Genomic DNA, 14,484 nt, shown 5'->3' with positions numbered 1-14,484 from the left:
GAACCGCATCATGCTGAGTGCGGACCGCCGCGATCCCGCTGCCCTGCCCCGCCTGCTGCTGACGGTACTGGCCGTGGCCCTGCTGTGGCCGGGCATCCAGCTCGCCGAGCTGAACCCGGGCGTGCTGCTGCAGGCCGACAGCCAGAGCGAGATGGGCCGCTTCGTCGCCGCCTTCTGGCCACCAGCGCACACCCCGGACTTCCTGCAGCTACTGCTCGATGCCACCCTGCAAACCCTGGCCATCGCCACCGCTGGCATGGCCCTGGCGCTGCTGGTGGCGATTCCCGCCGGCCTGGCCGCCAGCCGCGCGCTGTCGCTGTCGGCGGCTTCGCGGGGTGGGCGGCCGAATGCGCTAGGCCAGGCCCTGCGCTGGCCGGTGCGCGGCCTGCTGATCTTCCTGCGCAGCGTGCCGGAAATCGTCTGGGCGCTGCTGTTCGTCCGCGCCGTCGGCCTCGGCCCCACTGCCGGGGTGCTGGCTATCGCCATCACCTACGCCGGCATGCTCGGCAAGGTCTACGCGGAAATCCTCGAATCGGTCGACCAACGCCCGATGCACGCCCTGCTGCAGGGCGGCAGCAGCCGGTTCACCGCCTTCGTCTATGGCCTGCTGCCGAATGCCGCCGCCGAGCTGACCTCCTACACCGTGTACCGCTGGGAATGCGCGATTCGCGCCTCGGTGGTGATGGGCTTCGTCGGCGCCGGCGGCCTGGGCCAGCAGATCGACCTGTCGCTGCGCATGTTCGCTGGCGGCGAGGTGGCCAGCATGCTGCTGACCTTCCTTCTTCTGGTGCTGCTGGCCGACGCGCTGAGCCGCGTGCTGCGTGGGAGGCTGGCATGAGCAGGCTGGTCAACCTCGCCCTGCTATTGGCGATCCTCGCCGCCGTGGTGGCCTCCTTCGCCTATCTGGGTCTGAACCTGGCCGCGCTGGGGCAGGCGGACAACCTGCGGCATATGGCCGATTACGCCGCGCGCTTCCTGCAGCCGGACCTCAGCGGCGGGCATCTGCTGGCCATCGGGCGGGGAGCGCTGGAGACCCTGGCCGTGTCGGCCCTCGGCACCCTGCTCGCCGCCCTGCTCGGCCTGCTCCTGGCGTTGCCGGCGGCCGGCCGCTTCGGTGGTGTCGCCCAGGGCCTGGTGCGCCTGCTGCTCAACGGCCTGCGGGCGATTCCCGAGCTGGTGTGGGCGGCACTGATAGTGCTGGCCGCCGGCCTCGGTCCCAACGCCGGTACCCTGGCCCTGGCGCTGCATACGGCGGGCGTGCTGGGCCGGCTGTTTGCCGAAGCGCTGGAGAACACGCCCACGGCGCCGGCCGAGGCGATCCGCCTGCAGGGCGGCAGCCAGGTCGCCGCCTTCTGCTACGGCACCCTGCCCAACCTGTGGCCGCAGCTGCTGGCCTACACGCTGTACCGCTGGGAAAACAATATCCGCATGGCCAGCGTGCTCGGCTTCGTCGGCGCCGGAGGTCTGGGGCAGATGCTCTACGTCAGCCTCAGCCTGTTCCAGGAGGCGCAGGCCAGCACGGTGATCCTGGCCATGCTGGTGCTGGTGTTCGGCGTGGATGCCTTGAGCGGCTGGACGCGGCAGCGCTGGGTGCGGGCTTAAACTCCCCTCTCCCACTTGTGGGAGAGGGGCTGGGGGAGAGGGCTCGCATTTTTCCCTCTCCCTAACCCTCTCCCGTAAACGGGAGAGGGGACAAAAGCCCGGTGGCTAACTCGTCCTACGCCTGACAGAGCCGCCTGCTTCCCGGATTGCATCCGGGCTAAGTGGGTAGTGATGCCTGTCAGCAACCGAATCTCAGGCCTGGCAGGCGTCCGCTTCGCCGCTACCGCAATGCCCATGCAGCAGGCGGTCGCGGCCCTGCAGCTTGGCCTGGTAGAGCAGGCGGTCCACCGCCTCGATAAAGGCCAGCGGCGTGTCGTGAACCTCGGGGACGATGGTACCGACACCTAGGCTGACCGTAACCAGCTGCGCGACGTTGGACTGCTCGTGGGCAATCTGCTGCTTGCGCACCAGCTTGCGGCAGCGCTCGGCGATCTTCTTCGCCGACTCGCCGTCGGTCTCCGGCAGCACCAGCACGAACTCCTCGCCACCGAAGCGCGCCACGCAGTCACGCGGGCGGGCCGCCGCACCTTGCAGGGCCTGGCCGATGCGCTTGAGGCAGTCGTCGCCACGGATATGCCCGTAGTGGTCGTTGAACTGCTTGAAGAAGTCGATATCCAGCAGGATCAGCGACAGCGGCCGGCGCGTGCGCTGGGCGTTGCCCCACTCGATGTCGAGGATCGAGTCGAACATGCGCCGGTTGTTGATGCCGGTCAGGCCGTCCTTGTAGGAGTACTCCTCCAGCTGCTTCTGCAGGGCCAGCAGCTGTTCCTCGGTCTTCTTGCGCTCGCTGATGTCGAACATGAAGCCAACCAGCGCCTCGGTCTCGCCGTTGGCGTCGCGCATCACGTGGACCACGTCGCGAATCCACACGTAGTCGCCGTCCTTGGTCAGCGCGCGGTAGTCGGCCTCGTGGTCGATGCCGCTCTGCGACTGGGCGATGCAGAAATTCACTACCCGCTCGCGGTCTTCCTCGTGAATGCGCTCGGCCCAGTCGTTGGCGCTGATCCAGCTCTGCTGGGTCCAGCCCAGCAGCGGCTCGATCTGCGGGCCGATGTAGGCGAAGGTCATGCTCTTCCAGTCGATCTTCCAGGGGATGGCCTTGGTCGACTCGAGCAGGGTCTTGTAGACCGCGCTGTCGGTTACCGCATGGTTCGTGTCGCTCACCGCCGCTCTCCCGGTTGATCGGCGCCGGATCGGCCGCAGGCGCCATGTCTTCGCTTATACACAGGCAAATCGCGCAGTAGCAATTGGCTATCCGCAGCGCCGACGAAGTGCGGCCTAGAAATCCACCTTGCCGCGTCCGGCCTTGATCGCGCCGCGCTTGCTCTTGCCTTCCAGGCGACGCTTCTTCGAGCCGAGGGTGGGTTTGGTCGGGCGGCGCGCCTTCTCGGTCTTGCCGGCATTGCGGATCAGCTCGGCCAGGCGCTCCAGGGCGTCGGCACGGTTCTGCTCCTGGGTGCGGTATTGCTGGGCCTTGATGATCACCATGCCATCCGCGGTGATGCGGCTGTCGCGCAGCTCCAGCAGGCGCTCCTTGTAGAACGGCGGCAAGGACGAGGCCTGGCTGTCGAAGCGCAGGTGCACGGCGCTGGAGACCTTGTTGACGTTCTGCCCGCCGGCGCCTTGCGCGCGAATGGCAGTCAGCTCGACTTCGTCGTCGGGCAGATGGACGCTGTTGGAAATCACCAGCATGGACAGGGGCCAGAAACGGCTGAGGGGCGCTCAGGATAACCCGGCGCCCCTCGCTCTCGCGCGGACTTCTCGTCGAACAGCGCCTCCTGGCGTCAGTCTCGTAAGCGTGCGGCTCGATAATGATGTCTATAGGACTGAGCACGCCCTCACCCCAGCCCTCTCCCGAAGGGAGAGGGGGTTTGATTGCGGCGGGACTTGAGCACGGAGTCCACCGCCACACAGGACTTGCTCCCTCTCCCTCCGGGAGAGGGCTGGGGTGAGGGAGCGGAAGGAAATGAGCCCTAAAGCCAGCGGAAATCCTCGGTGCGCTCGGCCGCCTCCATGGCCGCCTTGAGCCCGGGCGGCGGCGCGGTGACCTTGCGCGTCTCCAGGCTGAACCAGGCGGCGCTGGTCACCACCCGCGCACACAGCTCGCCCTTGGGATTGAGCACCTCGTTGACCATGGTGAACTTGGCGCCGTCCTCGGTCAGCGCGCTGACCTTCATGCCCACGCTGAAGTGCTGCAGCAGGCGCAGCTCCTTGCGATACTCGACGCGATCCTCGAACACCACCGGGCCCATCTTCACCTCGGCGAAGGCCTGCGGGGTGAAGCCGGCCTCGGCCAGGAACAGGAAGCGCGCCTGGGCGGCGTAGTCCAGGTAGCGGGAATTCTTCAGATGGGCGTTGGAATCCAGATCGGCCCAGGTCACCTGGAAATCAAAAGCGGTCATGGTGGCGCTCCTCATGGTTGATGAGGTCATGCTAGGTACCGCGGCAAGCAGGCGTGAGGGACAAATGGGACATACAAGCGGGGCAAACGGGACATCCGCGGTGCGCACCGCCATCCTCTGCCTGGACAACACCCTGGCCAGCACGGTGTTCGGCCCGCTGGACATCCTCAGCCAGGCCGGTCAGCTATGGAATGCCCTGTGCCGCCGCAACCCGGAGCCGACCTTCGAGGTAACGCTGGTGTCCCTGGACGGTGCGCCCGTGCGCAGCCTCAACGGCCCACCCATTGCCGTGCAAGGCGCACTCGATGATGGCGACTGGCAGCTGGTGCTGCTCTCCGCCGCGCATGTGGCGCCCTCCGCCGCCGACAACAGCGCGCTGTCCGCCGCCCTGCGCCAGCAGTACCAGCGCGGCGCGGTGCTGGCGAGCATCTGCACCGGCGCCTTCGCCCTGGCCGAAGCCGGTCTGCTCGATGGCCGCGAGGCCACCACCCACTGGGGCTTCGTCGAGCTGTTCCGCCGGCGCTTCCCGCAGGTGCTGCTGCAACCGGAACAACTGGTGACCCACAGCGAGCGGCTGTTCTGCTCCGGCGGTTTCCACGCCTACCAGGACCTGTGCCTGCGCCTGATCGAGCACTTCTGCGACTTCGAACGCGCCGAGCAGACCGCCCGCGCCCTGGTGCTGCAGGGCGAGCGCCCGTCGCAACTGCCGTACAAGCGCTTCGACCTGCACAAGCAGCATCAGGACGCGGCCATCCGCAGGGTGCAGGAGCATATCGAGGTGCACTACGCGCAGGCCCTGGGCAACGCCGAACTGGCCGAGCTCGCCCATTTGAGCGAGCGCCAGTTCAAGCGGCGCTTCCAGGCCGCGGTGGGGGAAACCGCGCCGCAGTATCTGCAGCGGGTCCGGGTGGAGATGGCCAAGCAGGAGCTGCGCAGCTCCCGCGAGCCGGTGGAGCGTATTGCAGGCCGCGTCGGCTACAGCGACGCGGCCTTCTTCCGCCAGGTGTTCCGCCGCCACACCGGGCTGATCCCCCAGGACTACCGGCGCAAGATGCAGCGCAGCGCCTGAGCGATCAGCCGTTGTCGCGACTCAGGCCGGAGGCTGGCAGTCGCCGGAGAAGTTGATCATCCATGGCACGCCGAAGCGGTCGGTGAGCATGGCGAAACCCTCGGCCCAGAAGGTCTTCTGCAGCTCCATCTGCACCGAGCCCTGGGCCGACAGCGCGCGGTACAGGCGATCGGCATGGGCCATGTCATCGGCCTGGATCGAGATGTGGCAGCCCTTGACGCCGTCGTAGGCATCGCCCGGCATGCAGTCCGAGCCCATCAGTAACTGGCCGTCGCGGTTGAGGCTGGCGTGCATGGTGCGGCCCAGATGCTCCGGGGCCACATCATTGCAGGCCGGGCTGCCCTCGAAGGGCATGATCAGCAGCTCGCCGCCCAGTACTTCGGCGTAGAAGCGGAAGGCATCGGCGCACTGGCCGTCAAAAATCAGGTAGGCGTGAATATTCATCTGGATCTCCTTATTGAGCGGCAATCCGGGCGCGCAGGCGGTCTTCCTGTTCACGCAGCTCGGGGGTGAATTCCTCGCCGAAGTCCTCGGCCGAGAAGATCTGGCGAATCTCGATCTCGCTGTCGCCCGGCATCGGATTGGGGCAACGCTTGACCCACTCGATGCACTCCTGCAGCGAAGCCACTTCCCACAGCCAGAAGCCGGCGATCAGCTCCTTGGTCTCGGCGAACGGGCCGTCGATCACGCTGCGGTCGGCGCCGGAGAAGCGCACGCGCACGCCCTTGCTGCTCGGGTGCAGGCCCTCGCCGGCCTTCATCACCCCGGCCGCCACCAGTTCCTCGTTGTATTGGCCCATGGCCGCCAGCAGCTCCTCGCTGGGCATCACACCGGCTTCCGAATCGGCAGTGGCCTTGACTATCACCATGAAACGCATCGTCCTTCTCCTCGTCTTGGTGGGTAACGCCGGCATGGCGCCCCTAGCTGGATCGCGAACCCTCACGGCGGGTTCTGTCCTCTAGTCGAGCGGCATTCCGGCAATTCGACAGTTCGCTGAAAATTTTTCAGCGGGCCTGTCGCCCGGATGCAATCCGGAGCGGAGTGGCCTGTTTCCCGGATTGCATCCGGGCTACGGACTCCAGTGCACCTGCAGCGGCGGGCGCAGCAACGCGCGGATCGGCAATTCTTCCGCCGCACCAGACTGCAGGGCGAGCTCAAGCGTAGCCAGCTTGCTCGCGCCCTGAATGGCCAACAATTGCAGATGTGCGCCAGTCAACGCTGGCAGGGTCAGGCTCAGGCGCTCATGGGGTGCAGCCGGCGCCTGCATCGGTAGCACGGCGTATGAGCAATCCGCGCTCAATGCCTCGGTCAGCAGAGGGCTCTGCGGAAACAGCGAGGCGGTGTGGCCGTCGTCGCCCATGCCCAGCACCAGCACATCGATAGGAGGCAGACCGGCCACCGATTGCTCGGCCAGGCGTGCGGCCTCATCCAGGCTCTGCGCCGGGTGATACAAGCCAAGCATGGTCGCCTGGGCAGCCGGCCCCTGCAGCAGATGGCGGCGTACCAGCGCCTCGTTGCTGTCGGCATGGCTGGGCGGCACCCAGCGCTCGTCGGCCAGGCTGACCTGGACCTTGCTCCAGGGCAGTTCCTGACGCGCCAGGCATTCGAAGAAAGGTATGGGACTGCGCCCACCGGAGACCACCAGCAGCGCCCGGCCCCGCTCACTCACCGCCGTACGCAACGCCTCGGCCACCCGCAGTGCCAGGCCCTCGGCCATCTGCGCCGCCGTCTCGTACTGGTAGCCCGGCACGCCGAGCGGCATCTGCAGCGAGGCCAGGCTCACCGCAAGGCGCTCAGGCTGGCGGTAAAGGCGCTGGCGCCCTGCTCCGCCGGGCTGAAGGCGGCGCGCATGAAGGCGAACAGCTCGCGACCGCAGCCGATTTCCGCCAGTGGCGGCGCGGCCAGTTCGCGGGCCTCCCACTCGGCGGCGTCGACCAGCACCTGCAGCTCGCCGCTACGGCCGTCGATGCGGATACGGTCGCCGTCGCGCACCTTGGCCAGCGGGCCGCCGTCGAAGGCCTCGGGGCAGATATGGATGGCCGCCGGCACCTTGCCGGATGCGCCGGACATGCGCCCGTCGGTGACCAGCGCCACCTTGTGCCCGCGATCCTGCAGCACGCCGAGGAACGGCGTGAGCTTGTGCAGCTCGGGCATGCCATTGCAGCGCGGGCCCTGGAAGCGCACCACGGCGACGAAGTCGCAATCCAGCTGGCCGGCCTGGAAGGCGTCGGCCAGCTGCTGCTGGTCGTGGAACACCCGCGCCGGCGCCTCGATCACATGGCGCTCCGGGGCCACAGCAGAGAGCTTCATCACCCCGCGCCCCAGGTTGCCCTGCAGCAGGCTGAGGCCGCCCTCGACGGAGAACGGCTGCGCCACCGGGCGCAGGATGCTGGTATCCAGGCTGGCCGTGGCCCCTTCGCGCCAGACCAGGCGCTCGCCGTCGAGGAACGGCTCCTGCGTATAGCGCCGCAGGCCGCGACCGGCCACGGTGGCGACATCCTCGTGCAGCAGGCCGGCGTCGAGCAGCTCGCGGATCAGCACGGCTGTGCCGCCGGCGGCGTGGAAGTGATTGATGTCGGCCTTGCCGTTGGGATAGACGTGGGCCAGGGTCGGCACCACCTCGGACAGCTCGGCCATGTCCTGCCAGGTCAGCTGGATGCCGGCGGCCTGGGCGATGGCCGGCAGGTGCAAGGTATGGTTGGTCGAGCCGCCAGTGGCGTGCAGTGCCACCACCGAGTTGACCAGCGCGCGTTCGTCGATGATCTCGCCGAGCGGCAGGAATTGACCGCCCTGGCGGGTCAGGCGCACCACCTGCTGCGCCGCCTCGCGGGTCAGCGCGTCGCGCAGCGGCGTGTTGGGGTTGACGAAGGAGGCGCCCGGCAGGTGCAGGCCCATGATCTCCATCAGCATCTGGTTGGTGTTGGCGGTGCCGTAGAAGGTGCAGGTGCCGGGGCTGTGGTAGGCGGCCATCTCCGAGGCGAGCAGTTCGTCGCGGCTGGCCTTGCCCTCGGCGAAGCGCTCGCGTACCTCGGCCTTCTCCTTGTTGGACAGGCCCGACGGCATCGGCCCGGCCGGCACGAACAGCATCGGCAGGTGGCCGAAGCGCAGCGCGCCGATCAGCAGGCCGGGGACGATCTTGTCGCACACGCCCAGACATAGCGCGGCGTCGAACATGTTGTGCGACAGCGCCACGGCGGTACTCATGGCGATGGTCTCGCGGCTGGCGATGCCGATCTCCATGCCCGGCTCACCCTGGGTCACGCCATCGCACATGGCCGGTACCCCGCCGGCCACCTGGCCGACCGAACCGACCTCGTGCAATGCGGCCTTGATCCGCTGCGGGTAATCCTCGTAGGGCTGGTGCGCCGAGAGCATGTCGTTGTAGGCGGTGACGATGGCCACGTTGGCCGCATCCGGCAGGCGCAGGGTCTGCTTGTCCGCGCCGCTGCAGCCGGCCACGCCGTGGGCGAAGTTGGCGCACTGCAGCTTGCCGCGTTGCGGGCCCTGGTCGGCGGCCGCGGCGATCATCGCCAGGTAGCGCTGGCGGGTAGCGCGGCTGCGCTCAATCAGGCGCTCGGTGACTTCGAGAACGCGCGGGTGCATGGGAAGGCTCCTCGGGGCTTTGCAATACCGACACTGTAACCCCGCGCGCGGTTGAAATCTTTCGTCGGAATTTCCCGGCTGCCGCCCGCCGCGCCCGGCGCTAAGTTAGCCGCCTGGTTTTCCTTGCGAGAAGGCTCATGGACTCGATCACCCAGGCGGTACTCGGCGCCAGCATCCAGGGCGCCCTGCTCGGTCGCTGGCAGGGCCGCCGCGCCCTGCTCTACGGCGCCATGCTCGGCACCCTGCCCGACCTCGACGTGATCATCGACTACGGCGACGCCGTGGCCGACATGACCTACCACCGCGGTTTCAGCCACTCGCTGCTGGTGCTGAGCGTCCTCGCCGTGCTGGTCACCGCCCTGGCCCGCTGGCTACGGCCCAACCCGGCCTATTCGACGCGACGGCTGTTCCTCGCCGTGTGGCTGGCGCTGATCACCCATCCGCTGCTGGACGCCTTCACCAGCTACGGCACCCAGCTGCTGTGGCCGCTGCAGACGCCGCCGGTGGCCTGGTCGTCGATCTTCATCATCGACCCGCTGTACACCGTGCCGCTGCTGGTGGCGGTGATCGTCGGGCTGGTCTGTGGCCTGCGTGACAAGCCGCAGTGGCTGGCGATCTCGGCGCTGTGCCTGTCCAGCGTCTACCTGGCCAGCACCCTGGCCGGCAAGTGGATGGCGGAACAGCGCGTGCAGCAGGTGCTGGCCGAGCGCGGCATCCAGGCCGACACCCTGTTCAGCACGCCAACGCCGTTCAACAGCCTGCTGTGGCGGGTGATCGTGGTGGACGATGCCGACTACCACGAGGCGCTGGTCGGTTGGTTCGACGAACAGCCGCCGCGCCTGGAACGCATCCCCCGCGGCAGCGAACTGGCCGAGGTGCTGCGCCACTCGCCGCAGCATCAACGGCTGGAGTGGTTCACCCACGGCGTGCTGCGCTACGACCAGGTCGGCAACGAGCTGATCGTCACCGACCTGCGCCTGGGCATGACCGGGTTCCACCCGTTCCGCTTCATCTTCGCCGAGCGCCGCGACGGCCGCTGGCAGCCGCTGGCGGAGGTCAACCGGCTGCCCTTCAGTCGCGGCTCGGCGGAGCACATGCTGGTGCTCTGGCAACGCATCTGGGACCCGCGCCAGCCGGTGCAACTACTGAGCTGGGCCAACGCCCTGCAAGGAAAACCCTGAGTTCACCCTCTGCTGACCCTGGGCTAGGCTTGACGGAAAGCCGGCATCGGGAGACAGCAGCATGAACATCCGCCAGAAAATGATCGCCTGCGGCGCCATCAGCGTGATCGCCGCCGCCCTGCTCGGCGGCGTCGGTTACTGGGGGCAGATGCGCCTGGCCGAGGTGCTAGCCGCCAGCGAGGTCAGTGTCAGCGCCCTGCGCAATCATCTGGAGGGCGACATGATGCACGACGCCCTGCGCGCCGACGTGCTCGCCGCCTTCGTCGCCCAGCCCGGCGACACGGACGCCGCCAATCAGGTGCGTGCCGACCTCGCGGAACACAGCGAACGCTTCCAGCGCCTGCTCGCGGACAACGCTTCGCTGCCGCTGAACCAAGATATCCGCACCGCCATCGCCGACCTTGAGCCGGCCCTGGTCAGCTACATCCGCGAGGCCAACAGCATCATCGATCAGGCCCTGGCCGACCCGCAGGCCGCGCGCGCCAAGATGGCCGAGTTCACCCGCAGTTTCGAGGACCTGGAGGAGAAGAACGAGACCCTCAGCGAGCTGCTGGAACAGAACGCCGCAGACATCCGCCAAGGCGGCGCCGTCACCATCAGCCAGGCCACCTGGCTGATGCTCGCCGGCATCCTGCTGGTGTGCCTGCTGCTCGGCCTGCTCACCAGTCATCTGATGAAGACCGTGCTACGCCCGCTGGGCAAGACCATCGCCGTGGCCCGCGCCATCGCCCAGGGCAACCTGCGCAGCGCGATCCAGATCGAGAGCAACGACGAGGCCGGCCAGCTGCAGCAGTCCCTGGCCGACATGCAGAACTACCTGCGCCAGATGATCGAGACCATCCGCCACGAGAGCGAGCAGCTGCAGAGCACCGCCCAGCACCTGAGCGGCGCCTCGCAGAGCATCGTGCACAGCTCGCGCGAGGAGTCGGACAACGCCACCAGCATGGCCGCGGCCATGGAGCAGATGATCCAGAACATCGCGCAGATCGCCGACCACGCGCGCAACGCCCAGGACATTTCCTCCCAGTCCGAGCAGCTGGCCAGCAGCGGCGGCCAGGTGATTCTCGGCGTGGTGGACGGCATGAGCCGTATCTCCGAGGCGGTCAACGAGTCGTCCGACACCATCACCGCGCTGGGCCAGTCATCCGAGGAGATCCACTCGATCATCCAGGTGATCAACAGCATCGCCGAGCAGACCAACCTGCTCGCCCTCAACGCCGCCATCGAGGCGGCGCGGGCCGGCGAGGCCGGGCGCGGCTTCGCCGTGGTGGCCGACGAGGTACGCAACCTGGCCGCGCGCACGGCGCAGTCGACCCAGGAGATCACCGGCATGATCGAGCGCATCCGCAACAGCACGGCGCAGGCGGTGAACAGCATGCAGGCCGGGGTGACGCGGGTGAACGACGGGGTCAACCTGGCGCGCCAGGCCGGCGAGTCGATCAGCGAGATCCGTGGCGGCGCCCAACGCGCGGCCTCGGTGGTGGAGGAGATTTCCCACACCATCGGCGAGCAGAGCAAGGCGTCCAGCGAGGTGGCCCAGCGGGTCGAGCAGATCGCCCGCATGTCGCAGCAGAACAGCCAGACGGTGGGCGAACTGGCCGCCGCCGCCCAGCGCCTGGACAGCGTGGCGCGCAGCATGCAGAACTCGGTGTTGCAGTTCCAGACCTGACGTTGGATCACCCACATCGGTACTGCCCGGTGGATGGATAGACCGTAGGGCGGGTGAAACCCGCGTTCCCCTGTGCCACCGCACGCGGGTTTCACCCGCCCTACGCAGCTCCAGAGCGGAGACGCCCACCAAGAAAAAGCCCGGCCGAAGCCGGGCTTTTTTCATGCCGCCGGGATCAACCTTGAGTGGCGACGGGCGCCGAACCGGCCGCCAGCTTGATGCGGTAGCAGGCCCAGAGGAACAGCAGCCAGAACGGGATGGCGTACACCGACACCTTGATGCCCGGGATCATCAGCATCACGCCGAGGATGAACAACACGAAGGCCAGGCACAGGTAATTGGCGAAGGGGAACCAGAAGGCCTTGAAGCTCGGCTGCACGCCCTTGGCGACCATGGCCTTGCGGAACTTCAGGTGGGCCAGGCTGATCATCGCCCAGTTGATCACCAGGGACGCCACCACCAGCGACATCAGCAGCTCCAGCGCGCTCTTCGGCGCCAGGTAGTTGACCAGCACGCAGAGCAGCGTCACCAGGGCCGACAGGCCGATGGCCAGCACCGGCACGCCGCGGGCGTTGACCTTCATCAGCGCCTTCGGTGCGTCGCCCTGTTCGGCCAGGCCGTAGAGCATGCGGCTGTTGCAGTACACGCCACTGTTGTAGACCGACAGCGCAGCGGTCAGCACCACGAAGTTGAGGATGTGCGCGGCGGTGTCCTCGCCGATCAGCGAGAAGATCTGCACGAACGGACTGCTGCCGTAGGAGTCGCCACCGGCTGTGAGGGTCTGCACCAGGCTGTCCCACGGATACAGCGAGAGCAGGATGGTCAGCGCGCCGATATAGAAGATCAGGATGCGCCAGACCACCTGGTTGATCGCCTTGGGGATCACCGTCTTCGGCTGGTCGGCCTCGGCGGCGGTGATGCCCACCAGCTCCAGGCCGCCGAAGCTGAACATGATGATCGCCATCATCATCACCAGCCCGGACACGCCGTTGGGGAAGAAGCCGCCGTGACTCCACAGGTTGCTGACGCTGGCCTGCTCGCCGCCGGCGCCGCTGAACAGCAGGTAGCCGCCAAGCAGGATCATGCCGATGATCGCCACCACCTTGATGATGGCGAACCAGAACTCGGTCTCGCCGAAGGCCTTCACGTTGACCAGGTTGATCAGGTTGATCAGCACGAAGAACGCGGCCGCCGTGGCCCAGGTGGGGATGTCCGGGTACCAGTACTGCACGTACTTGCCCACGGCCGTGAGCTCGGCCATGCCCACCAGCACATAGAGCACCCAGTAGTTCCAACCGGACAGGAAGCCGGCGAACGGGCCCCAGTAGCTATGGGCGAAGTGGCTGAAGGAGCCGGCGACCGGCTCCTCGACGATCATCTCGCCGAGCTGGCGCATGATCAGGAAGGCGATGAAACCGCCTATCGCATAGCCCAGGATCATCGACGGGCCAGCGCTCTGCAGCACCCCGGCCGAGCCGAGGAACAGGCCGGTACCGATGGCGCCGCCAAGGGCGATCAGCTGGATATGGCGATTCTTCAGGCCGCGCTTGAGCGGGCCGGTGTGCAGGTGTTCGGACATCAGCGAACGCTCCGCAGGGAAAGGCAAGGCATGGGATCACCTGTCTGTCGAAGTATGCCGCCGGGCTCGTGGTCCGGCGGCAGGGGTCGTGGCCATTGGCAGTGGCCCGCAGGCCTTGGGCGCCGGGGCGCGGCGAGTATACACCCGCATGGCGCGCCGTCGGCAGGCGCTGCGCTTAGCGGCCCAGGCGCTCCTGGGCCATCCGATCGGCAACCGCGGTGGTGGTCGCACCCTCAGCCTTGGAACGCTGGAAGATCTCGTCCAGGGTAGCCTCGATGCCCTCGATATGCGCCTTCAGCTGCTCGGCGCTGCCGCCGGTGCGCTCGTAGCACACGTCGATGATGCCGCCGGCGTTGATCGCGTAGTCCGGCGCGTACAGGCAGTCGCGACGGCGCAGCTCCTCGGCCAGCTCGGCGCTGGCCAGCTGGTTGTTGGCGGCGCCGGCGATGATCGGCGCACGCAGCGCTTCCAGGGTTTGCGGGTTCATGATCGCGCCCAGGGCGCAGGGGGCGAACACGTCCACGTCGAGGCCGAAGATCTCCTGCTGGCCCACGGCGCGGGCGCCCAGCTGCTCCACGGCGCGGCGCTGGTTGGCCTCGTGAATGTCGGTCACCCACAGTTCTGCGCCGGCATCCTTGAGGTGCTTGGCCAGGCCGAAGCCGACCTGGCCGACGCCCTGGATGGCCACCTTGAGGCCGTTGAGATTGTCACGCCCGAGGCGATGGCGCACCGCCGAGCGGATGCCGACGAACACGCCATAGGCGGTGGCCGGCGACGGGTCGCCATCACGGGTGCCGCCGCCGATGGCCTCGCGCTGGCCCGCGCCGGCCACGTGGCGGGTACGCTCGGCCATGATCTGCATCTCGGCCACCCCGGTGCCGGAGTCGGCGGCGGTGATATAGCGTCCGCCGAGGCTGTCGACGAAGTCGCCCATGGCCTGGAACAGTGCCTCGCTCTTGCCGCTGCGCGGGTCGCCGATGATCACCGCCTTGCCACCGCCCAGCGGCAGGCGCGCCAGGGCCGATTTGTAGGTCATGCCGCGGGACAGACGCAGCACGTCGCGCAGGGCTTCGTCGTCGCTGGCGTAGTTCCACATGCGGCAACCGCCCAAGGCCGGGCCGAGGGTGGTGTCGTGCACGGCGATGATGGCCTTGAGGCCGCTGGCCTGGTCGTGGCCGAAGACCACCTGCTCGTGGTGGTCGAAATCGATATGGGTGAAGACAGGCATGGGAGTTCTCTGTTCTTGTTGAAATGGAATGTTGAGTGGTCACGAACACCCTTCTCCCTCCGGGAGAAGGTGGCCGAAGGCCGGATGAGGGATTCCCAGGCGCCTGGGAGCCCCTCACCCCTAGTCCCTCTCCCGGAGGGAGAGGGGAACC

General features: G+C 67.7%; 14 protein-coding genes. 5 read left to right on the top strand and 9 right to left on the bottom strand.

The window, feature by feature from the left end; genetic code table 11:
• Nucleotides 1-10 precede the first annotated feature (10 nt).
• Both N7607_RS21670 and phnE read left to right on the top strand, forming a co-directional pair.
• Nucleotides 11-838, top strand: coding sequence for an ABC transporter permease (locus tag N7607_RS21670; protein ID WP_279869296.1), 828 nt, complete (start codon nucleotides 11-13; stop codon nucleotides 836-838).
• Entirely contained in the window at nucleotides 835-1,602 is a 768-nt protein-coding gene (gene phnE, locus N7607_RS21665) for a phosphonate ABC transporter, permease protein PhnE (RefSeq protein ID WP_279869291.1), read from the top strand. The genes N7607_RS21670 and phnE overlap by 4 nt, the downstream gene beginning before the upstream one ends.
• 192 nt (nucleotides 1,603-1,794) lie before the next feature.
• On the opposite strand, the gene N7607_RS21660 is transcribed toward phnE, so the two are convergent.
• The 3 genes from N7607_RS21660 to N7607_RS21650 all read right to left on the bottom strand — a co-directional run bounded on the left by N7607_RS21660 (nucleotide 1,795) and on the right by N7607_RS21650 (nucleotide 4,004).
• Nucleotides 1,795-2,766 (bottom strand): diguanylate cyclase, encoded by a 972-nt coding sequence (locus tag N7607_RS21660; RefSeq protein ID WP_279869290.1) that lies wholly within the window; start codon nucleotides 2,764-2,766, stop codon nucleotides 1,795-1,797.
• A 114-nt stretch (nucleotides 2,767-2,880) separates the two neighbouring features.
• Nucleotides 2,881-3,294, bottom strand: a complete 414-nt coding sequence (arfB, locus tag N7607_RS21655; RefSeq protein ID WP_279869288.1) for an alternative ribosome rescue aminoacyl-tRNA hydrolase ArfB — start codon at nucleotides 3,292-3,294, stop codon at nucleotides 2,881-2,883.
• Between the two features lie 281 nt (nucleotides 3,295-3,575).
• Nucleotides 3,576-4,004, bottom strand: coding sequence for a thioesterase family protein (locus tag N7607_RS21650; protein WP_279869287.1), 429 nt, complete (start codon nucleotides 4,002-4,004; stop codon nucleotides 3,576-3,578).
• A 100-nt stretch (nucleotides 4,005-4,104) separates the two neighbouring features.
• Between N7607_RS21650 and N7607_RS21645 the strand changes: the two genes are divergently transcribed.
• On the top strand, nucleotides 4,105-5,073 hold the full coding sequence (locus N7607_RS21645) for a helix-turn-helix domain-containing protein (protein WP_279869285.1): 969 nt from the start codon (nucleotides 4,105-4,107) through the stop codon (nucleotides 5,071-5,073).
• A 21-nt stretch (nucleotides 5,074-5,094) separates the two neighbouring features.
• Here N7607_RS21645 and N7607_RS21640 read toward each other — a convergent pair whose 3' ends face one another.
• The 4 genes from N7607_RS21640 to edd form a co-directional block, all read right to left on the bottom strand.
• On the bottom strand, nucleotides 5,095-5,517 hold the full coding sequence (locus N7607_RS21640) for a VOC family protein (protein ID WP_279869284.1): 423 nt from the start codon (nucleotides 5,515-5,517) through the stop codon (nucleotides 5,095-5,097).
• A 10-nt stretch (nucleotides 5,518-5,527) separates the two neighbouring features.
• Nucleotides 5,528-5,950 (bottom strand): YciI family protein, encoded by a 423-nt coding sequence (locus N7607_RS21635; RefSeq protein WP_279869283.1) that lies wholly within the window; start codon nucleotides 5,948-5,950, stop codon nucleotides 5,528-5,530.
• Nucleotides 5,951-6,142: 192 nt separating this feature from the next.
• A complete protein-coding gene (gene pgl / locus N7607_RS21630) occupies nucleotides 6,143-6,856 on the bottom strand; it encodes a 6-phosphogluconolactonase (protein WP_279869282.1) in 714 nt (237 codons plus the stop codon).
• Nucleotides 6,853-8,676 (bottom strand): phosphogluconate dehydratase, encoded by a 1,824-nt coding sequence (gene edd, locus N7607_RS21625; RefSeq protein WP_279869280.1) that lies wholly within the window; start codon nucleotides 8,674-8,676, stop codon nucleotides 6,853-6,855. The genes pgl and edd overlap by 4 nt, the downstream gene beginning before the upstream one ends.
• A 137-nt stretch (nucleotides 8,677-8,813) precedes the next feature.
• Here edd and N7607_RS21620 point away from each other — a divergent pair, with 137 nt between their 5' ends.
• Together N7607_RS21620 and N7607_RS21615 are read left to right on the top strand one after the other, a co-directional pair.
• Nucleotides 8,814-9,857: a metal-dependent hydrolase gene (locus N7607_RS21620; protein ID WP_279869279.1), complete on the top strand. Its 1,044-nt coding sequence runs from the start codon at nucleotides 8,814-8,816 to the stop codon at nucleotides 9,855-9,857.
• Between the two features lie 61 nt (nucleotides 9,858-9,918).
• Complete coding sequence (locus N7607_RS21615) at nucleotides 9,919-11,526, top strand: methyl-accepting chemotaxis protein (RefSeq protein ID WP_279869278.1); 1,608 nt, start codon at nucleotides 9,919-9,921, stop codon at nucleotides 11,524-11,526.
• A gap of 175 nt (nucleotides 11,527-11,701) precedes the next feature.
• Here the strand turns inward: N7607_RS21615 and N7607_RS21610 are convergent, their stop codons facing one another.
• Nucleotides 11,702-13,108, bottom strand: coding sequence for an amino acid permease (locus N7607_RS21610; protein ID WP_279869294.1), 1,407 nt, complete (start codon nucleotides 13,106-13,108; stop codon nucleotides 11,702-11,704).
• A 172-nt stretch (nucleotides 13,109-13,280) separates the two neighbouring features.
• Nucleotides 13,281-14,333 (bottom strand): Glu/Leu/Phe/Val dehydrogenase dimerization domain-containing protein, encoded by a 1,053-nt coding sequence (locus N7607_RS21605; RefSeq protein WP_279869277.1) that lies wholly within the window; start codon nucleotides 14,331-14,333, stop codon nucleotides 13,281-13,283.
• Between the last annotated feature and the right edge of the window lie 151 nt (nucleotides 14,334-14,484).

Source organism: Pseudomonas sp. GD04019 (assembly GCF_029837695.1).
In the GTDB taxonomy this organism is placed as follows: domain Bacteria; phylum Pseudomonadota; class Gammaproteobacteria; order Pseudomonadales; family Pseudomonadaceae; genus Aquipseudomonas.
The sequence above is the reverse complement of the archived record's forward strand: the minus strand, read 5'-3'. Positions and strand labels throughout refer to the sequence as shown.

Bases quoted from the DNA above. Each gene is read 5' to 3' on its own strand.
- N7607_RS21640 (WP_279869284.1), bottom strand. From the start codon at position 5,517: ATGAATATTCACGCCTACCTGATTTTTGACGGCCAGTGCGCCGATGCC.
- N7607_RS21670 (WP_279869296.1), top strand. From the start codon at position 11: ATGCTGAGTGCGGACCGCCGCGATCCCGCTGCCCTGCCCCGCCTGCTG.
- N7607_RS21635 (WP_279869283.1), bottom strand. From the start codon at position 5,950: ATGCGTTTCATGGTGATAGTCAAGGCCACTGCCGATTCGGAAGCCGGT.
- N7607_RS21615 (WP_279869278.1), top strand. From the start codon at position 9,919: ATGAACATCCGCCAGAAAATGATCGCCTGCGGCGCCATCAGCGTGATC.
- N7607_RS21650 (WP_279869287.1), bottom strand. From the start codon at position 4,004: ATGACCGCTTTTGATTTCCAGGTGACCTGGGCCGATCTGGATTCCAAC.
- N7607_RS21620 (WP_279869279.1), top strand. From the start codon at position 8,814: ATGGACTCGATCACCCAGGCGGTACTCGGCGCCAGCATCCAGGGCGCC.
- arfB (WP_279869288.1), bottom strand. From the start codon at position 3,294: ATGCTGGTGATTTCCAACAGCGTCCATCTGCCCGACGACGAAGTCGAG.
- edd (WP_279869280.1), bottom strand. From the start codon at position 8,676: ATGCACCCGCGCGTTCTCGAAGTCACCGAGCGCCTGATTGAGCGCAGC.
- N7607_RS21605 (WP_279869277.1), bottom strand. From the start codon at position 14,333: ATGCCTGTCTTCACCCATATCGATTTCGACCACCACGAGCAGGTGGTC.
- phnE (WP_279869291.1), top strand. From the start codon at position 835: ATGAGCAGGCTGGTCAACCTCGCCCTGCTATTGGCGATCCTCGCCGCC.